The organism is Anabaenopsis tanganyikae CS-531 (assembly GCF_029891675.1).
Taxonomy (GTDB): Bacteria; Cyanobacteriota; Cyanobacteriia; order Cyanobacteriales; family Nostocaceae; genus Anabaenopsis; species Anabaenopsis arnoldii.
On sequence record NZ_JANQDF010000068.1, the window covers coordinates 1 to 18368 of the forward strand.

General features: G+C 41.3%; 21 protein-coding genes. 14 read left to right on the forward strand and 7 right to left on the reverse strand.

The genetic code is table 11. From position 1 onward, the window contains the following. Positions 1-160 precede the first annotated feature (160 nt). On the reverse strand, positions 161-1501 hold the full coding sequence (locus tag NWP22_RS07145) for a sensor histidine kinase (RefSeq protein WP_271731619.1): 1341 nt from the start codon (positions 1499-1501) through the stop codon (positions 161-163). Positions 1502-1766: 265 nt separating this feature from the next. Here NWP22_RS07145 and NWP22_RS07150 point away from each other — a divergent pair, with 265 nt between their 5' ends. Continuing rightward, a complete protein-coding gene (locus NWP22_RS07150) occupies positions 1767-2084 on the forward strand; it encodes a DUF3155 domain-containing protein (RefSeq protein WP_271731621.1) in 318 nt (105 codons plus the stop codon). 374 nt (positions 2085-2458) lie between these two features. On the opposite strand, the gene NWP22_RS07155 is transcribed toward NWP22_RS07150, so the two are convergent. Both NWP22_RS07155 and NWP22_RS07160 read right to left on the reverse strand, forming a co-directional pair. Then, positions 2459-2992: a cofactor assembly of complex C subunit B gene (locus NWP22_RS07155; RefSeq protein ID WP_271731623.1), complete on the reverse strand. Its 534-nt coding sequence runs from the start codon at positions 2990-2992 to the stop codon at positions 2459-2461. Between the two features lie 53 nt (positions 2993-3045). Further along, a complete protein-coding gene (locus NWP22_RS07160) occupies positions 3046-3396 on the reverse strand; it encodes a PadR family transcriptional regulator (protein WP_271731624.1) in 351 nt (116 codons plus the stop codon). A gap of 355 nt (positions 3397-3751) precedes the next feature. Here NWP22_RS07160 and NWP22_RS07165 point away from each other — a divergent pair, with 355 nt between their 5' ends. Then, positions 3752-4450 (forward strand): ComF family protein, encoded by a 699-nt coding sequence (locus NWP22_RS07165; RefSeq protein ID WP_280801677.1) that lies wholly within the window; start codon positions 3752-3754, stop codon positions 4448-4450. Positions 4451-4504: 54 nt separating this feature from the next. Further along, a complete protein-coding gene (locus NWP22_RS07170) occupies positions 4505-4963 on the forward strand; it encodes a PPC domain-containing protein (RefSeq protein WP_271731627.1) in 459 nt (152 codons plus the stop codon). Positions 4964-4973: 10 nt separating this feature from the next. On the opposite strand, the gene cobS is transcribed toward NWP22_RS07170, so the two are convergent. Then, positions 4974-5744, reverse strand: coding sequence for an adenosylcobinamide-GDP ribazoletransferase (cobS, locus tag NWP22_RS07175; RefSeq protein WP_271731628.1), 771 nt, complete (start codon positions 5742-5744; stop codon positions 4974-4976). Positions 5745-5917: 173 nt separating this feature from the next. On the opposite strand from cobS, the gene NWP22_RS07180 reads away from it, so the two are divergent. The 5 genes from NWP22_RS07180 (at position 5918) to psbM (ending at position 8583) form a co-directional block, all read left to right on the forward strand. Continuing rightward, complete coding sequence (locus NWP22_RS07180) at positions 5918-6367, forward strand: hypothetical protein (protein ID WP_271731629.1); 450 nt, start codon at positions 5918-5920, stop codon at positions 6365-6367. A 122-nt stretch (positions 6368-6489) separates the two neighbouring features. Next, on the forward strand, positions 6490-7593 hold the full coding sequence (gene tgt, locus NWP22_RS07185; protein ID WP_271731630.1) for a tRNA guanosine(34) transglycosylase Tgt: 1104 nt from the start codon (positions 6490-6492) through the stop codon (positions 7591-7593). A 130-nt stretch (positions 7594-7723) separates the two neighbouring features. After that, positions 7724-7861, forward strand: coding sequence for a photosystem II reaction center protein K (locus tag NWP22_RS07190; RefSeq protein WP_010995059.1), 138 nt, complete (start codon positions 7724-7726; stop codon positions 7859-7861). Between the two features lie 193 nt (positions 7862-8054). Further along, a complete protein-coding gene (locus tag NWP22_RS07195) occupies positions 8055-8351 on the forward strand; it encodes a 2Fe-2S iron-sulfur cluster-binding protein (protein WP_271731635.1) in 297 nt (98 codons plus the stop codon). Positions 8352-8466: 115 nt separating this feature from the next. After that, a complete protein-coding gene (gene psbM / locus NWP22_RS07200) occupies positions 8467-8583 on the forward strand; it encodes a photosystem II reaction center protein PsbM (protein ID WP_271731637.1) in 117 nt (38 codons plus the stop codon). 63 nt (positions 8584-8646) lie between these two features. On the opposite strand, the gene NWP22_RS07205 is transcribed toward psbM, so the two are convergent. Continuing rightward, entirely contained in the window at positions 8647-9498 is an 852-nt protein-coding gene (locus tag NWP22_RS07205; RefSeq protein ID WP_271731638.1) for a universal stress protein, read from the reverse strand. Positions 9499-10013: 515 nt separating this feature from the next. After that, a complete protein-coding gene (locus tag NWP22_RS07210) occupies positions 10014-12122 on the reverse strand; it encodes a M3 family metallopeptidase (protein WP_280801678.1) in 2109 nt (702 codons plus the stop codon). Positions 12123-12570: 448 nt separating this feature from the next. Between NWP22_RS07210 and NWP22_RS07215 the strand changes: the two genes are divergently transcribed. Further along, positions 12571-13557, forward strand: a complete 987-nt coding sequence (locus tag NWP22_RS07215) for a zinc-dependent alcohol dehydrogenase family protein (RefSeq protein ID WP_271731640.1) — start codon at positions 12571-12573, stop codon at positions 13555-13557. Between the two features lie 44 nt (positions 13558-13601). Here NWP22_RS07215 and NWP22_RS07220 read toward each other — a convergent pair whose 3' ends face one another. Then, positions 13602-13904 carry an acylphosphatase gene (locus tag NWP22_RS07220; RefSeq protein WP_271731642.1) on the reverse strand — a complete coding sequence of 101 codons (303 nt, stop codon included), beginning with the start codon at positions 13902-13904 and terminating at the stop codon, positions 13602-13604. Between the two features lie 341 nt (positions 13905-14245). On the opposite strand from NWP22_RS07220, the gene NWP22_RS07225 reads away from it, so the two are divergent. The 5 genes from NWP22_RS07225 to NWP22_RS07245 form a co-directional block, all read left to right on the forward strand. Next, complete coding sequence (locus tag NWP22_RS07225) at positions 14246-14623, forward strand: DUF1823 family protein (protein WP_271731644.1); 378 nt, start codon at positions 14246-14248, stop codon at positions 14621-14623. Positions 14624-15758: 1135 nt separating this feature from the next. Next, the gene (locus tag NWP22_RS07230; RefSeq protein ID WP_271731646.1) at positions 15759-16802 is read left to right on the forward strand and encodes a 3-deoxy-7-phosphoheptulonate synthase; all 1044 of its coding nucleotides are present in this window, start codon (positions 15759-15761) and stop codon (positions 16800-16802) included. Positions 16803-16957: 155 nt separating this feature from the next. Continuing rightward, a complete protein-coding gene (gene rpsO / locus NWP22_RS07235) occupies positions 16958-17227 on the forward strand; it encodes a 30S ribosomal protein S15 (protein WP_271731647.1) in 270 nt (89 codons plus the stop codon). 12 nt (positions 17228-17239) lie between these two features. Beyond that, positions 17240-17710: a PAM68 family protein gene (locus NWP22_RS07240; RefSeq protein ID WP_271731648.1), complete on the forward strand. Its 471-nt coding sequence runs from the start codon at positions 17240-17242 to the stop codon at positions 17708-17710. Between the two features lie 362 nt (positions 17711-18072). Beyond that, positions 18073-18368 (forward strand): MerR family DNA-binding transcriptional regulator (locus NWP22_RS07245; protein ID WP_280801679.1); only part of this gene is annotated, 296 nt, incomplete at its 3' end.

Sequence of the window (18368 nt, forward strand, 5' to 3'; positions counted from 1 at the left end):
AAACCAAGCAATGATAGCGGTAGTCTTTCTTGTAAATCTTAACTTGAGAAATATCGCGTCTGGCTAAGGCGTGCAAGTCTACTAAGGGATAACCGCTCCCATGCTCCCGTTGAAGTAGAAAGTAAAGTCTAGCTTTGTCTAGGTTTTATATAGCAGATAATCATTGGCGATTAGTGATTGGTAACCAAATTATAAATGTAGTTCCCGGTGTATGGGGTGAAACCAGACTCGAGTTAATTGCAGGGCTGAAAATTTCCATTTCGCCATCCATTTGTTCTATTAATTGTTTGGCGATCGCTAGTCCCAAACCACTACCAGGAATTTGACTTTGGGCTTGCACTCCCCGATAATGGCGTTCTCCCAAATGGGCTAGGTCTTGTGGTGGAATTCCTGCGCCGGTATTACTAATAGCGATTCCCTGAAAATTAGGTTTTTCTTGCCCTAATTGAATGACTATTTTGCCACCATGAGGAGTGTATTTTAGAGCATTATCAATAATATTGCTGAATACTTCTGGTAATGCTTTGACGTTAGCCTTTACCGGGGGCAAGTGGGCGGGAATTTCGGTTATGAGTTCTAGATGACGCTCCTGTGCTATTGCTTGAGCTGATACCAATAATGGTGTTAATAAGTCAACTACAAAGCAATCAATGTTTTTCTCTCCTATTCCTGGCAATAAGAGTACGGGTTTGGGTTGTTTTTCGACAGTTGCTTCCACAAATACTTCGTTTTCAGGCAATGACAAGGGGGCGAAATTACCCTCTGACCAATCAATTACTTGCTCGAACTGTCGCAGTAATTCTTCGAGGCGATCGCTTTCCCTGACAATATTAGTTCCTACGTCTCGGTTGGGATCACCTGGACGCAGGCGTTTTAATAGCAGTTTGCCGAAGGTGCGCAAGGCGGTCAATGGGTTACGAAACTGGTGTAGTAGGTTATCAAGCAAATCTCGCTGCTGTGCTTGCAGAATTTGTTGTTGATGTAGCTGATGCTGTAACCAGGCTCGACGTTGGTCTAGGAAACACGCGATGGCTATGGTTTGCAGGATTTTTTCAATTTCGCTTTGTTCGTGTTGATTCCAGTCCCTATCTTCTCTACCTGTAATCAATAGACCCATCATCACACCTTGATGAATCAGAGGTAGGACAATTTGGTGTTCACTGAGTCGAGATTCCTCGTGTAAATTTGCTTTTTGTGCATCTGCTTTCCTTGTCTCGTCTAATGAAATCCTTGATCCTGTACCCTCTGGCAATAACTTACCCTGTTGGTCATGTCTGACCAAAACATCGCCAAGTCTTGCTCCCGTCATTTCTTTCCCTCGAGGTAATACTGCAGTCTCCGGGTAAACCACCACAGGAATGAGTTTCGCTTTACCAGCAGGAGCATCTACCAGTTCTTCTGTTAGATAAACAACACATAATGATGCTCCCAGCCCTTCGGCTAGCAGTGCTATTTGCTCTCGGCATAGAGCAACAAAATCTGAACTGGCAGACATTAACATTTTTTTAGCTTTTGCTCAGGATTACAGAATTTCAGGGAAGATAGAAAAGCATTGCTTTATTTTTTATCCCTCTTTAAATAAAGCTTAACTAAATCTTTTGGGTGATGCTTTGCACTAGGGAATTATATGCTTTACAAATTTCATGTTTTACTTCTGTGTATCGAAACTTTAAAAACTCTTGATATTTTAAACTAGAACTTATATAATTGCCACTGATTTTGTAGCTATAACTACAATCTATAGCTTGAAAGAGGAGGAAAATACTTTGGCTAGAAGACGGAAGCGGAAAAGTCGTCGTCGTCAAGAAGGACGACGGATTCTAGAACACGTGCCTCAATATAGCATTGAAAGTGGCGAAGAAAAACCTGTCACAGCAGCAAGAAAATTTATTCAAGCTGAAGGCATTGCCCCACCCGCATTGCTACTTGTCAAGCGAAATGAGCATACCACAGACCGTTATTTCTGGGCCGAGAAGGGGCTGTTTGGTGCTCAATACGTAGAAGAAAACCATTTCTTGTTTCCCAGCCTGCGGTCATTAGAATCTCCGACAGGTGTGGAGCCAGCGGCTGTGGCTAGCCGCTGAATTCTTCATGGTTCTCTTTAGATATGGAATGTGAGTTCCGTCAATCATTTAACTGGTAAAGTGGTTCAGTTTATGAAAAATTTTCGTTTTTTTTTAGTTTCTGACTAAGTTGCTAGTACATCGATATGGAGTCCAGTTAATTCGACTGTATGGAGAAATTAACTTCGGCTCAAACATTGGTTTGTATAGGTTTGTTTCTATTCAAATGCTCTACAGGAGAGTGAGATAGAGCAAAACACATCCCCTGAGACTTGAGTCGCCTTCTCCTGCAATGGATTGCCGAAGAGGCTCTGTAACCGGATATAATCCTTTCCCTGCGCTCCAATTTCGTAGGGAAGATTTATATCCCGGTTAGCTTTTCCTACTTGCTGTGATCAATCAGCGGATTCTAACTGTAAAGCCCTCTGGAACTCCATGAGTTCATCTCGATGGGCAATTATAGTTAGTTTACTTATAAACCCTAGTTTATCCTGGGTTGCTTCTTCTATGTGCAAGGATACCTTCTCAATTCTTCCAGCTTTTTGCCAATAAAATACACCGCTTAAAGGTGACAATAGTAGCAATCCCAGAAACCAATTGCCAAAGTTCGGAAAAAGTAGCGACAAAACCAATGCTAGACAAGCCATACCAGCAGATGCTAACAGCGTTAAAAACAGGGCTAAAAATAAGCTGGGTTGAACAAAACCTTCGAAAATCACTTGATTCTTTTCTCTATCTATGGCGACTACTTGGTAAGAACGCTGGCGAAAATACTCCTTAACTTTCGGCATTAAAGCAGCTTCGTCTTGTTCAGATACAAGTTCTGCTTTTGTTGTGCGGTCTTTGGTTGAGGCCCGAATAAAGAAAAATAGACCCACGGATAACAACAAAGTGAGCAAGAGCGTAGATGGCACAATTGCATTATTCATAACTAAAATTATTATTGTTTTCATAGGATGAGACTGAATTTATGAGCAAATATTCATGAATTTTTCCTTTCCTTTATGTAATCTTGCCAAAGATGGGCCAACTTTTGCGACTGTTCTTGCCATTGTGGAGAAAGTTCGTACATCCTTCTGGGCCTTCCTCGCCCGTCGAGTTTCTTCCAATACCCAGTAATAGCCTTTTCGTCTTCGAGAAATTTGATCGCACTATAAAGTACGGTATCCGAAAGTCGATAGTCTGGGTATTCAGTTTCTAGTCGCTGGATCAATTCAGTGCCATAGGATTCATGTTGTATTAAAACGTACAGAATGTAACAAACTGCTAGTTCCTGACAGAGATAAGCTGGCGGAGGATCCTCAAAGAATTGATATATATCCTCAAGTTTCATGGTTTAGTGAATGGCTAAAAAATGCCTGATAATAGTGATATCTACAGTCCTGGTAGACAGTATATAGTGCTACTGGCAACCTTGGCAGGGTTTTTCAAGCTTAAACATTACAGACCTTACTCACGTAGCTGAAGTCGTGAGAGGATTGTGTAAGTTTTGGGAGCGTCAAATAATATGTTCCTACTCAAGTTATCAGTCTTGTGGACATGGACTGGTCACTTTCCTAGTGTTAAGTGATGCCACACTGGTTATAACTCCTCAAGCATAAAATGCCATGAAATAAATTTTACAAGTAAAATTATACTTTGTCTGTAAAAGTTAACCATATCAAAGTCTAAGTTCTCCCATTCTGGAAATGCCAACCTGGAAGCAAAATTTTAACAACTTTCTCAACCTGTTTCTCCAATCAAGTTGTCTTTTATGCCAAAGAACGACATCTGGAGAATTTTGCCCTTATTGTATTAAGCAACTTAAAAATTGCCAGCACGGGGATCCTGCTGCTTTATGGCAACAAGCAATACCTGTATTTGGTTGGGGAGTCTATGGCGGTATTGTCAAACGAGCGATCGCGGTGATGAAATATGAAAATCAACCGCAAATTGCCCGTCCGTTAGGTCAATGGTTAGGCGAAGCATGGTTGTTATCAAAGGTGTCGAAAAGTAAACCACACCCTGTAGTCGTCCCCATACCACTCCATCCCAATAAGCAAAAAAAACGCGGTTATAACCAAGCTGCACTCATAGCTGAAAGTTTCTGTCAAACAACTGGGTTAAAATTGCTAGCCAATGGTTTAAAAAGAGTGCAGGAAACTGAGGCACAATTTGGGTTATCAGCATCGCAACGAGAAAGTAACTTAGCGTCAGCATTTAGCGTTGGGAGAGAATTACACAGTCGTCGTATAAATGTCCCAATATTGTTAGTTGACGATATTTATACCACTGGTGCCACCCTCAGGTCTGCTGTACAAACACTCAATCAGGATGGTATTCCTGTCTTAGGTTTAGCCGCTGTTACTACTGCGGTCAAAGACAAATACCTCAAAGTTGATAGGTAAAGTTACTTTCATCCATCTATCCTAAATGTGGCGACCTGTTTTGTGAGAACACTAATGATTAGTAAAGCTTTTCTGGTGGGTTTAAGAGAACTAATGATGATTCCTACCACCTTGTTGGTCATAGGCATAAATACAACTGTGGGATATGCTCAAAACGAATTGTATAATCCTATTCCTATAACTCCCAGTACTGAACTGTCCGATACCCTTTCAGAAAAAGATATCCCCACGGGACAAGGTGGCTTTGGCCGGGATTATATAGTCAACCTGAATAAGGGTGATAAGCTAGTGATTGATTTGAATTCTGAGAGTTTTGATACCGTCATTACACTCTTGGGACCTAATGGAGCCACAGTGGCGGAAAATGATGATGGACCTGATGGTACTACCAATTCCTTACTGTTTACCCGCATTCAGGAAACAGGAAAGTATATTATCCGCGTCCGCTCCTTTGGGGAAACTGGGGTGGGACTTTTTGAACTGAAGGTAACAAAACTGCAAGCGGTGAAGTAATTAAAAAATCTTAAAAAATGGTGAGAACACAGAGAAATAAGGCTTCTGTCCACTCAACTACCGCGCCATAAGTATCTCCTGTGTGTCCGCCTAATTGATAATGGAACCATAAACCGGTCAGGAGAGCGATCGCACTTCCCACCCCGCTCATACTGAGGGCAAAAAATAGATACTTGCTATGGAATAACGTCATTAACACACTCAAGCTCAAGAGTAAAAACAGTCCTGGTAATAAATCGGGATATGAACGAATGGCTTGTTTGTGAAATGCGCCTTTACCAGTGGGTTTGAGGTAAGGATACCGGGCGATGGCGAGTTGTTGTCCCCAGCGTCCCCATCCACAAGCTGCCATCAGCAGTAGGCAACGGTGGTCTAAAATATCCGTTAAAGCTGTGGTTTTGAGTAATATTACTGCCATAGCTGCCATAGCCCCAAAAGCCCCTGTAGCGCTGTCTGTCATCACCTCTAAGCGTTTTTCCGGGTTAGCCACCGCTAAACCATCAGCAGTATCCATAGCCCCATCTAAGTGCAATCCTCCAGTTATAGCAATCCAGATAACCACTACTAAAGCGCTACGAGTTAGCAATGGTATCCCTAGATAATTCATTGCGGTATCACATAGCCCTAAAATACCGCCAATCATCACCCCTACCAGGGGGGCAAAATACGCTGCTCTGCGGAAGTCTAGCCCATTGACATAAGGTAGAGGAATAGCTGTATAAAAAGTAATACTGGCAAATACATGAAAGAATAATCTTTTCCACCACTGAGGTTGATTCATCCTATTACTTAATATAAAGAATTAGATTTTGCATTCGGCAACTAATAAATTACCCTAGACTGTATTAGACATTAGCCCTCCAAAATTGATATTTTTTCAAAAGCAGGCCACAGGCTGTTCAAGTCACAGTTTCGCTTTTTTATACCTGACCTTTGCTTATCTCCTATTTTCCTATGAGTCACCATCTACCGCACACCAGGATACCAGCTCCGTGTATTGTTAATACGGGAATAATTGTAAATAAGCTTGATATGCGACGATTGCTGTCTGATTTAGGGCGAGTCCGCTATATCTACACCCAAGAAGGCTTACAGAGCGAGGGTGAGGGAGATGTGATGGAAGTTTTTGTTAATCCCCAAAGGTCTACAGTCGTTGCTAACTGTGCGCTTTACTTAAATCTTGATAGCTTTGATTACCTGGAACTTAAACAGTCCCCGCAACAACAAACTTACTTTGATTTGTTCCAAGAACATATGTGTTTACGGCTGATTCCACTTTCGACTCCTTTACAAGAGCGAAAAGAACGCAACTTGAATTTCAACGCCATAGAAGCGATGATGGAGCAGGTTTTCTCCGCTAAATGGGATGCGGAAATTGACGATGATGGTTCCGACTCCTTTTGATTAGCATATACTCAAAAAATTGGTAATGGTTTATTTGTGAGTCCTTAAGTGTTCATGAAGAATCAATTGCCAGGATTTCGGGTTTTTGTTTATACATTTAGCGGAATAGCATTACTTTTACTTTGAGTCAAAATTTTTCTTTTCAATCCCTGGCTCAATGTAGCCAGACAAAAGCCAGGGCTGGGGTGTTTATGACCCCTCATGGATCTGTGGAAACCCCAAGATTTATGCCAGTGGGGACTCTGGCAAATGTCAAAACTGTTACCCCAGAACAGTTAATGAGTACTGGGGCGCAGATGATACTTTCTAATACTTATCATCTCCATCTGCAACCAGGGGAGAGAATTGTCGCTGGAGGTGGTGGGTTACACAAATTTATGGGCTGGAATGGACCAATGCTCACAGATTCCGGTGGGTTTCAAGTATTCAGCTTGAGCGAAATGCGGAAAATTTCTGAAGATGGTGTAACTTTTCGCTCACCTCATGATGGGCAAATTATTCATTTAACACCGGAACGCTCTATAGAGATCCAAAATACTCTAGGGGCTGATGTGATCATGGCTTTTGATGAATGTCCCCCTTATCCAGCTACCCGCGAAGATGTACAAGCGGCAACTCAGAGGACTTATCGTTGGCTAGAACGCTGTATTTCTTTTCATCAACGCAGTGATCAAGCTTTGTTTGGTATCGTCCAAGGTGGGGTGTATCTGGATTTACGCGTCCAAGCGGCTGAGGCTTTAGCTGAGTTGGATTTGCCGGGATACGCTATTGGTGGTGTGAGTGTGGGAGAACCACCTGAACTCATGGCTGATATTGTGCGCACTACAGCGCCACTATTACCACCGGAAAAGCCTCGTTATTTGATGGGTGTGGGTACTTATCGGGAAATGGCTATTGCCATCGCTTCTGGTGTAGATTTATTTGATTGTGTGATTCCTACCCGTTGGGCGCGACACGGTACAGCAATTGTGCAAGGGGAACGCTGGAATTTAAAGAATGCTAAGTTTCGTGAAGATTATGCACCATTAGATGAAACTTGCTCTTGTTATGCTTGTCAAAATTTTAGCCGTGCTTACATCTCTCATTTAGTGCGATCGCAGGAAATATTAGGCTACACGTTGTTGAGTATTCACAACATTACGGAGTTAATTCGCTTTACCCAGAAGATTCGTGAAGCAATATTAAGCGATCGCTTTGCCAGGGAATTCGCACAATGGCTTAACTAGGGAGAAAATGGGGAATGGGAACCCAGGAAAGAATTTTGCTATCTAAAAATATTAAATACCCCATCCCCAAACCATGTTAAGATACACTTCAATTATGAAGTCTGTGTTAGATAGGTGGATTTAAACAAACATGGAAGCAGCATTGTTATTAGCCAAATTGCCTGAAGCTTACCAAATTTTCGATCCTTTGGTAGATGTTCTCCCCATTATTCCCGTCTTTTTCTTGTTGCTGGCGTTTGTATGGCAAGCAGCTGTTGGTTTCAGGTAAGCCAACCTATGACCAATTTTTGGGACAGGTAGGATACCTGTCCTATTTATTTGGCAGTTTTTTCTTTTCTAAACTTGATATCCCTTAGTATTTTGTAATATTTGGACAGAAATTAAGTAAGATAGTGTGGGCGCTCTATGCCAAAATCAGCTTTATAAAAAAACGCCTACAGTCAAAAAGGTACAAATAAGCCATGGGTAACATCAAATTTGTCAAAGAAAACCAAGAAGTAATAGCAGCGGATGGGGCTAATCTTCGGCTCAAAGCCATGCAAAATGGCATTGACATATATAAATTTATTGGTAAAATGACCAATTGCGGCGGCAATGGTCAGTGTGGCACCTGCATTGTGGAGATAGTCGAAGGAATAGAAAATCTTTCCCCCCGCACAGATGTAGAGAACCGCAAATTTAAGAAAAAACCTGATAATTACCGCCTGGCCTGTCAAACCCTAGTCAATGGACCTGTGAGTGTAGTCACCAAACCTTAACATTTAAATTTTCAGACCGACGCGACGTAAAAAAAATTTGAGGTAACACTGGCATCGATAATGCTATTCTAAAATTGTTCACTAAAAACTAAAATTAAAGAGAGGCTTTCTTGCTATGCAAGTGAATGACCTAGGGTTCGTAGCGAGCATTCTGTTCGTTCTAGTGCCCGCAGTGTTTTTAATAATTCTTTACATCCAAACTGCTAGCCGTGAAGGTGGAAAAGATTCTTGATATTTGTGCATAACACCAAGAACCCCAACACCACTGGTGCGGGGGTTCTTTATTGACCTGATGTTAGGCGACAGTCCGCGCCAACAACACAGGACAAGTTGCATGAACTCGAACATAGTCAGACAAAGAAGCACCGATGAGTCTGTCTATATCCACAAAACTCTTAGCCACGGATGGGCGGCGGTCTGGAGAACCGAGCAATAATAAATCTATATTTAACTCTTCTGCTATGCGGCAAATTTCTTCACCTGGTTTACCGCTACTAGTGAAACAACGAGTTTGTACACCGTACTTTTGCGCTTCAGCCACCGCCCATGCCAAATTGGAATTTTTATCTGGGGTAATTTCAGTGACCTGAGATTGTTTGGTACGTAAATCTGTAGTAATATTGGTTAAAATTAACTGACTACCGGGGATATCTCGTAACAAAAATAGCGCCAAACTTAAGCATTTTTTGGCTGGCTCGGAGTTATCCATGGCCACCATAACGCGCTTAATTCTCTTCACATAAATGTCGTCTTTGACCAGCAACATAGGGCGAGAAGATAGCTGGAAAACATACTGACTAACTGAATTAGATAAAATGGATTGTAGGCGTTTCAGTCCCCGTGAACCCATAATAATCAAGTCAGCATCAATTTCATCTGCTACCTGACAAACCAGGTCTTTGGGGTCACCTTGTCGCAGAATGGAAGACACCTGACTAGGGTCTAAATTGAGAGATTGAATAGCACTAGCTAAGATTTTACCGCCCTCTTCCCATTTATCTGTCATAGCAGCCGCAGTACTTTGGGAAGGTACAACATGGAGAACCGTCACTTTGGCAGATTTAATTGAGGGCATCTCTTTTAAGACTTTCAGCATTTCTTCTGCGTGGCCTAAGCCAGAAACTGCTAGTAAAATTCTTGCAATCATTGTTACTTCTCGCCGTTAAAGTTCCTTTGGTGTTTACTCTTATTAGTTGGCTGAGTTGAACATCTCGACTTCAGCACAAACAACCTAGTCAGTAAGTCGGTACAAACTTTTAATTAATGACCATTGTCACTGGAAAAAGTGACAGATAGTTAATTAATCTTGAGTTTTTTGGCTCTGATTTACATAAATTTATACTAGGCTGGGTATAGTTTTAATTTAGCGTAATAAAGTTTATAAACTATTATCTTAGTTATTTTTTTTAATAATCTATGTTAATATTTCTCAACTATTGGCAATACTTAAGTATTGCCAATCATTTTCATATAACTATATATCTGGATTTGTCATCAGAATTTACCTACCATTTTTTAACTCAATTCAGGTATTGGGGGGAAATAATTAACCACAGATGAACACAGATGTAGACAAGTTAACTATCATATCAATTTGACCAAGGGTATGTTATGCCATCGGCTAACACACCCTTGTAGATGAGAAGAACTGCCGGGATGTCACTAAGCTGCATCTGGTAATAAACCAGTATGCTTGAGTAAAGACACTGTACTGGGTTGACGACCTCGGAAAGATTCAAACACCTTCATAGGATGTTGACTACCACCTAGAGCCAGTACCGTATCACGGTAACGTCTCCCTGTGGCTTTTATCGCCTGTTCATCCTCTAAACCAGCTTCTTCAAAAGCGGCAAATGCGTCAGCACTCAATACCTCAGCCCACTTATAACTGTAATAACCTGCGGCATAACCCCCAGCAAAAATGTGTCCGAAGGCACATAAAAAAGCATCTTCTGGTAGTGGTGATAAAACTGTAGTAGTTTTGGCAATGCGATGACGCACATCTGCGGCTGTTTCCCCACTACCAGGCCGATAACGATAGTGTAGTTCTAAATCGACACTGCTAAAGTGAATTTGCCGCAACATCACACTACCACTCATATAGTTACGTGCTGCCAGGAGTTTTTGGTAATAATGCTCTGGTAGGGCTGCACCCGTTTGATAATGCTTTGCCATACCAAACAAAGTTGGTCGCTCATAGCACCAGTTTTCCATGAACTGACTGGGTAGTTCCACAGCATCCCATTCTACATTATTAATACCTGCGGCTCCAGTATAGTCTACTTTGGTGAGCATATGCTGCAAGCCATGGCCAAACTCATGAAATAAAGTTTCTACTTCATAGAAAGTCATCAAACTAGGCTTACCATCCACAGGAGGAGTTTGGTTACATACCAAATAGGCCACAGGTAAACGAATCGATGTCACACCATTCTCAGTTATTTTGCTGCGATTAATACATACATCCATCCAAGCACCACCGCGTTTTTCTGCCGGGCGGCTGTAGGGGTCCAGGTAGAAGTAAGCTAGGGGACTACCACTTTCATCAGCAATTTGGAAATAACGTACATTTTCATGCCAGACTGGGGCTTGACCATCGGCGGGAGTGACGGTCACACCAAACAACCGCTTCACCAGTCCAAATAACCCATCTAAGACTTGGGGAAGGGGAAAATAAGGACGTAATTCTTCGGCGGTGAAGGCAAATTTTTCTTCCCGTTGACGTTCTGACCAGAAGCTGGTGTCCCAGTGTTGTAAATTCTCGGCTTCCGCTGCTTTCTTAGAGGAAGCAAAGGCTTTGAGTTCTTCTAAGTCTTTAACGGCAGCATCATAACTGGCTTGACGTAGTTCTTCTAATAGTGCCTCAACTGCTGTCACATTGGGAGCCATTTTACTGGCTAAACTCAACTCAGCATAATTTTCAAAGCCTAGTAATTTGGCTAATTCTTGGCGCAACTCCAAGGTACGCTCAATTAGCGCCTGATTATTTAACTCTCCGGATGAAGCACGAGTTATATAAGCTTTATAGAGTTTTTCCCGTAAATCTCGCCGGGTGCTGTGCTGCATGAATGGCCCATAGCTGGGAAAGTCTAAAGTAATCCGCCAAGGGCCATTTTCTGGGGTGGCGTTTTCATCTCCCGCATCACGGGCAGCCTGTGCTGCTAAACTCAATAAGCTATCGGGTAAGCCGTCAATTTCTGCTTTTTTAGTCAGGGTTAAGCTAAAGGCTTTAGTCGCATCTAGGACATGGTTTGAGAATTTGGTAGCTAGTTCTGCTAACTCCATTTGGATGGTGTTAAAACGCTCTCTCGCTTCTGGTTGTAAGCCCACACCGGAAAGTTCGGCATCTCTGATGGCGGCTTCTACAATTCGCTGTTGGGCTGATTCTAAGGTAGCCCAGTTCTCACTGGCGCGCAGTGCCTTGAGACCATTGTAAATTGATTGGCTTTGACCAAGCTTGTTAAGAAACTGTACTACTTGTGGTTGTACGCTTTCATATGCTGTCCTTAGTTCAGGGCTATTCTTGACACCCATTAAATGGCCAACTATGCCCCAAGTCCAGTTGAGCTGTTCTGTGAGCTTTTCTAGTGGTTCTACTAAGCCTTTCCAAGTAAGTTCGATATTAGTTTCTAAAATAGTTAGCTTCTGGTCAAGTTCGGCCAGTAGCTGCCCGAAGGCTGGTATTACTTGCTCTGGTTGAATGTCCTGAAAGGGGGGTAAGCCTGAACCTTTAAGTAAAGGATTTTGAAAAATCGTTACATTTTCACTCATGGTTTTGTGTGAGTCACCTATCAATAAATCTCGTCATGTATTTTCTAATGTAGCGATCGCTGCGTGATTTAGCCGCAAGAAAATGCCAAAATATCAACAAAATCTCAATTAACGCTCAGTAAGCAACAAAAAACCTCAGCTTGGCAACTGAGGTTTCTGATTCACAGAAGTAAGAATGACGATTTAGATACAACAATACTAAGAAGCGAAATTTTAGCTCAAGTCCAAAGCAACTTGATTGATACTGATTTACTTAAAATGGTTTGAGGTATTTGCTAACTTATGTAAACAAGTGTAACGAATACTTTATAAAAAGTCAATAGAATTTACAAAAGAGTTAGATACCTGGGAAGCATGGGGGAAAATTATCTCCATCTCTAGAGCTAGGGTCAATTCATGAATTGCCCATACCATATAAATACAGAAAATTTTGACCATATAATTACCTATGCGTGCAATGATTTTGGATGCGCCGCGCCAACCTCTACGCCTAGTTGAGTTACCAGTACCAAAACCCAATTCTGAGCAAGTGCTGATTCGTGTTCATGCCTGTGCTGTGTGTCGCACGGATTTACATATAGTAGATGGCGAATTAACTCATCCAAAACTACCTTTAATCCCAGGACATCAAATTGTCGGTACGGTTGAGGCCAAAGGTGATAGTGTTGTTAATTTTCATATCGGTCAACGTGTGGGTGTTCCTTGGCTCGGCCATACTTGTAATTACTGCCGTTACTGTGTTTCTAATCGTGAAAATCTTTGCGATTATGCTGAGTTTACGGGTTATAACTTAGATGGTGGTTATGCAGATTATACCGTAGCTGACCACCGTTTTTGTTTTACCCTAGACCCCAGCTATCCTGACTTACAAGCAGCACCTCTATTATGTGGTGGTTTAATTGGCTATCGCGCTTACAGCATGACTGGTGATGCTGGAAAACTGGGTTTTTATGGTTTTGGTTCATCTGCCCACATTTTGATTCAACTGGCTCGTTATCATGGCAGACAAGTTTTCGCCTTTACCCGTCCAGGAGATATTCAGGGACAAGAGTTTGCCCGTCAATTAGGTGCAACTTGGTCTGGAAATTCCAACATCTTACCGCCAGAACCCTTGGATGCAGCAATTATCTTTGCTCCTGTAGGAAAATTAGTTCCAGCTGCCTTGCGTGCAGTAGCTAAAGGTGGTATTGTGGTTTGTGCTGGTATTCACATGAGTGATATTCCGGCTTTTCCCTATGAAATCCTCTGGCAAGAAAGAGTTTTGCGATCGGTGGCGAATTTAACTCGCCAAGATGGAGAAGAATTTCTGGCTATAGCACCGAAAATCCCCATCCACACCGAAGTTAATTCTTTTCCTCTAGCTGAAGCAAATCAAGCTTTATATGCCCTACGTAGTGGCAAAATTACAGGTTCGGTTGTATTGGCAGTGAATTGATTACTCATTTCCCCAGAGCTTTTTTAACTGCGGTCTGGGAGAGTTCAATCCAAAGGCTTAACTTCAAACCCCCGCAAACCTTGAGGTTTTTCATACTCAAGCACAACATCTTTGACCACTGCAGCAGGTGGTCCAGTGTGACACCAGCGAACCATCTGTTCTACAACCACCCGCGCCCCTTCAAAAACTGCTTCTACACGGTTATCGGGAAGATTCCGCACCCAACCGGTTAATCCCAACTGAGTCGCTGTATCGACGGTAGCATAGCGATAGCCTACTCCTTGCACTCGACCGGAAATAAATACATGGGCGCGGACTATCTTGGGTAGTGGTGTAGGATTCGGCATAAACTGAATTGTCCCCCATTTAAACTGTATAACCTCAATAATTCTAACTCTTGTGGCATCGGCTTCTCCGCAGACCCCAACCTTGAAATGAGGTGCATTGTCAGCTTGTGGATCTATCCCACAAGGCTAGATGCTTGTATTGATTTAGTCCCTAGGGAGGCCGAATGAACTGAGAATCTCCATCATATGAGTGCGCGGAGTGTCAAGAAGATACTGATAATCTTTAAATATTTGTAAAAAGCGATAAGATTAGTCTAGTTTGTAGGATTCTCTCAGTTTAACTACAACTGCTGACCAATATTTAATCTGCTCACAGGTCAACTGTAAAATTTGAATCGATCATGTCTAACTTGCCGCCACTGAATACAGAAACTATCTGGGCTATTCTTGATGATAAAATTGGTGATGCCATAGTCAATCAATTAGTATGGCACTATTTAGGTTATCGCTATGACTCTTCAATTGCTAAATGGGATAACAGCGAAGTCACATCAGAATGGCGAGATGATTACCCAGAACCACCTGATTTCATTGATAGCCGCCCAGCAACGGTAAAATTAACTCGTGCCATTCCTAAAGACAATAAACAAATTTTGAAAGAAAAATTGGGTTTTAAAGGTTACAAAATTGGTGAATTTGGTCCGCGACAGACTCGTAGAGCAACGGCCGCGAATTGGTTATTAAGTTATTTGCAAGAAACTCAGGGTAGCATTGAGTAAATTTCTGATAACAATAAGAGTAAAAACCATGTTCTTGTGACAGTCCCCATGTATAACTCTGGTTTGATAACCATCTTACTTGTAGGTCAGGTATAGCTACGCCACCCAAGCTATGACTTTAAGAGCTGGATTTGGGTGTGGGAAGTTTCAGAAAATTTAAATTAATCATTTTTTTTTAATTCTCTCAAAAAATAAAAATAAAAAAATGATTTAATTGTTAAATTGCAGTGAGATATAGTAAAAACTGTACTATTGTATAAGTGTATCTAATCAGAGGGAATTGCACTGGTTAATCTTACTTCATATATGTAAAATGTTATGAATACCTATCAAGGTTGAGTGAAGAGTTTATTCATCATTGAGAAAGTATTCATATCAAGATTTGTTAATGAAATTAATAAATAATTTCATGGCGATCGCCATTGAATAGATTTTGTTTGCACCTTATAATCAGGGAGCCTGTTAATGAGGCTCCTTTTTTTTTGGAATGAGCAAGAAATCTCTATGAACCAGGGTGATGATACATAAGTTCCCATAACTGTTCAACTACAAAATGGTGTTTATAACGAAAATGCGATCGCGCAATCAAGCTCATGGCTGAAAGTGATGAAAACACAACAATTGAGAACTAGTCCATTGATTTCGATTTCTCAAATATATGTATAATTAATTGCATATATAATTTTAACCGAGTAAGCTTATGTCTAAACCACTGTGGTGTGAGAGAGAATTACCCCAGTTTCCAGAAAACGGGTTTTTAAATTTATGCCCATTTTAAGGAATCAAATAGGATTTTGCCGGTTAAATTGAGAAATTAACAGACAAAACTCTTGGTTATTTGAAAAATCTGTAACTCAGTGTGGTGAATTTGATTTAAAATGGTATATAAACTTTCCCTCAGAGGATGTTTGAAAAATTTTGTGCGCATATAATTCGCTACTACACCCATGGTGAACTCAAGAAAAACTCAGCGTTTTCAATTCCCTATGCCTATTACCGTGTAATCAACGGACAGTGCAGTATTTTAAGCAAAGTGAGTCAATATCATGCTACTTAGTATGGCAATGGCTAGACGGCTGAAAATAATTGATCAACATCCTCTCAGGAGAATAGCAAAAATCACCAGTTTGGCTCTATGCACAATAAATTATTTAATACTAACATCAAGAACTCTCACGTATTATTAACGCCGAATGAAGTCAAAACAAAATTACCTTTAACTAAATTGGCTGAACAGAATGTTTGGCAATATAGACAGGAAATCAAAAATATCCTAGATTTCCAGGACAGCAGAAAATTCATTGTAGTTGGGCCATGCTCAATTCATGATCCAGAAGCAGCACTGGAATACGCCCAGAAATTGAAAGTTTTATCTGACAGAGTGAAGGATAAACTGCTACTCATTATGAGGGTGTACTTTGAAAAACCCCGCACTACAGTGGGATGGAAAGGATTGATTAATGATCCAGATATGGATGATTCTTTCCATGTAGAAAAAGGTTTATTAACTGCACGTAGCCTACTGCTAAAAATAGTAGAGTTGGGTTTACCAGCGGGTACAGAGGCACTAGATCCCATCATACCTCAATATATTAGTGAGTTGATTACATGGTCTGCCATTGGCGCACGAACTACTGAATCACAGACCCATCGTGAAATGGCTAGTGGACTTTCCATGCCTGTAGGGTTTAAAAATGGTACTGATGGTAATATTCAAGTCGCTTTAAATGCTTTACAGTCTGCTAAAAGTCCTCATAGTTTCTTAGGCATTAATCATAAAGGACAGGTTAGTGTATTTGAAACTAGAGGAAATCCCTATGGTCACGTTATTTTACGTGGTGGTAGTCAGCCTAACTTTGAAGCAGCAAATGTCAAACTGGTAGAAGAAAAATTAAAAGAGGCGGATTTATCACCAAGAATTGTCATCGACTGTAGCCATGGAAATACTAATAAAGATTACAAATTACAACCGAATGTATTAGAAGATGTGATTCAACAAATAGTTGATGGTAATACATCAATAGTAGGTGTAATGCTGGAATCAAACCTATATGAAGGTAATCAACCCATAACCGGTAAGCGAGAAGAGTTAAAGTATGGTGTTTCCGTAACCGATAAATGTATCAATTGGGATGAAACTGAAAAGATTATTTTGGCTGCTTACCAAAAACTGCATTAGTTGCTAGGGTAGGAGTTGACACAAGCAGTTGAAATATGGACATACCGGCCCATACAGCCAAAATACTGATTGCTGATTCATACCAACAATTTGGCGGCTGTGATATCATGGGAGATTGCTGCATACATTTAACATAACTAGAAACTGAATCTATCATGGCTCTGACGCAACAGCGCAAACAAGAAATCATGTCGAACTATCAAGTTCACGAAACCGATACTGGTTCTGCCGAAGTTCAAGTTGCCATGCTGACCGACCGCATTAGTCGCCTCAGCTTACATCTCCAGGCAAATAAAAAAGACCATTCCTCCCGTCGGGGATTATTGAAGATGATTGGTCAGCGCAAGCGTCTTCTCTCCTATATTCAACAAGGTAGTCGGGAAAAATATCAAGATTTAATTGGTCGTCTCGGTATTCGTGGGTAGGAATTATCGCTTATGTCTGCTGAAGAATCCGATCGCAGCCCCTTACCTTTTGAACCAAAAACCAAGCGCCAAAAACCCACCAAAGGCACCAGTAAACCACAAGCACAGGTAAAGACTGCAGAAAGACCCCCTAGCAATCAGCCACCTTTCACTAAAGAAGAAATGGCCATTCCCGAGGTTGTTAGCCAAAGGATGATCCGGCGTGTGGCGGGATTCTGTGGTATACCAACAGCTTTGGGCATTACAACCCTAGTAGTGAGTTATTTACTGGCTACGTATACAGAAATCCAACTGCCTCCCATTGCCGTGTTATTGGTGAATATGGGATTATTTGGCATTGGAGTTTTGGGGATTACTTATGGTGTTCTTTCCTCCTCTTGGGATGAAGAAAGACCAGGGAGCCTATGGGGTCTAGGCGAATTTAGTACCAATTGGGGTCGAATGGTGGAAGTGTGGCGCGAAACTCGGCAAAAAAACCTATGAGCCTTGGCGCTCAGGTATCAGACTAACTGCGGTATGGGCTAGATTGTGAAGTTAGGCCACTTTACCTAACTTCCAAATTCCTAAGTAAAACTTGGGGATATTTGATTAAAGCTTATACTGGGCAGCATAAGTACTGAGCGCCTAATCTTTTAACTTCATCTGCCAATCTGTATATTTCCTTAGGAGGATGATACACAGATGATGAGTTTGGGAACTAAATATATTTGAACTTAATTTAAATTCAATATTTAAATTCAATAAAATAAACAATATAATGTGTCTCCTACTTGTTTGAGGTTAGCCAATAGCTAGTTATTTACTAACAATAGATTACATATCCTCATAAATGCTAAGATAGTGGTATGGCTTATGTACCACTACGAGAAGCAGTTAAACAACTGGGACTGCACCCAAACACTTTAAGGAAGTACGCAGACAATGGCAAGATTGAAAGCATCAAAAACGAAGCAGGACAAAGACTTTTTCATGTCGAATCCTACCTCCGTGGTGCCACTAGAACTTCCATTGTCTGCTACTGCCGAGTTAGTTCAACCAAGCAACGAGACGACCTTGGTAGACAAATCGCCTATATGCAATCACTCTACCCAGATGCCGAAATCATCAAAGATATCGGCAGTGGAATCAACTTTAAAAGAAA

Bases quoted from the DNA above. Each gene is read 5' to 3' on its own strand.
- NWP22_RS07190 (WP_010995059.1), top strand. From the start codon at position 7,724: ATGGAAGCAGCATTGTTATTAGCCAAATTGCCTGAAGCTTACCAAATT.
- NWP22_RS07205 (WP_271731638.1), bottom strand. From the start codon at position 9,498: ATGATTGCAAGAATTTTACTAGCAGTTTCTGGCTTAGGCCACGCAGAA.
- NWP22_RS07165 (WP_280801677.1), top strand. From the start codon at position 3,752: ATGCCAACCTGGAAGCAAAATTTTAACAACTTTCTCAACCTGTTTCTC.
- NWP22_RS07225 (WP_271731644.1), top strand. From the start codon at position 14,246: ATGTCTAACTTGCCGCCACTGAATACAGAAACTATCTGGGCTATTCTT.
- NWP22_RS07170 (WP_271731627.1), top strand. From the start codon at position 4,505: ATGATTAGTAAAGCTTTTCTGGTGGGTTTAAGAGAACTAATGATGATT.
- NWP22_RS07215 (WP_271731640.1), top strand. From the start codon at position 12,571: ATGCGTGCAATGATTTTGGATGCGCCGCGCCAACCTCTACGCCTAGTT.
- NWP22_RS07180 (WP_271731629.1), top strand. From the start codon at position 5,918: ATGAGTCACCATCTACCGCACACCAGGATACCAGCTCCGTGTATTGTT.
- NWP22_RS07145 (WP_271731619.1), bottom strand. From the start codon at position 1,501: ATGTTAATGTCTGCCAGTTCAGATTTTGTTGCTCTATGCCGAGAGCAA.
- NWP22_RS07210 (WP_280801678.1), bottom strand. From the start codon at position 12,122: ATGAGTGAAAATGTAACGATTTTTCAAAATCCTTTACTTAAAGGTTCA.
- NWP22_RS07155 (WP_271731623.1), bottom strand. From the start codon at position 2,992: ATGAATAATGCAATTGTGCCATCTACGCTCTTGCTCACTTTGTTGTTA.
- NWP22_RS07230 (WP_271731646.1), top strand. From the start codon at position 15,759: ATGCACAATAAATTATTTAATACTAACATCAAGAACTCTCACGTATTA.
- rpsO (WP_271731647.1), top strand. From the start codon at position 16,958: ATGGCTCTGACGCAACAGCGCAAACAAGAAATCATGTCGAACTATCAA.
- NWP22_RS07195 (WP_271731635.1), top strand. From the start codon at position 8,055: ATGGGTAACATCAAATTTGTCAAAGAAAACCAAGAAGTAATAGCAGCG.
- NWP22_RS07220 (WP_271731642.1), bottom strand. From the start codon at position 13,904: ATGCCGAATCCTACACCACTACCCAAGATAGTCCGCGCCCATGTATTT.
- NWP22_RS07240 (WP_271731648.1), top strand. From the start codon at position 17,240: ATGTCTGCTGAAGAATCCGATCGCAGCCCCTTACCTTTTGAACCAAAA.
- NWP22_RS07160 (WP_271731624.1), bottom strand. From the start codon at position 3,396: ATGAAACTTGAGGATATATATCAATTCTTTGAGGATCCTCCGCCAGCT.
- cobS (WP_271731628.1), bottom strand. From the start codon at position 5,744: ATGAATCAACCTCAGTGGTGGAAAAGATTATTCTTTCATGTATTTGCC.
- psbM (WP_271731637.1), top strand. From the start codon at position 8,467: ATGCAAGTGAATGACCTAGGGTTCGTAGCGAGCATTCTGTTCGTTCTA.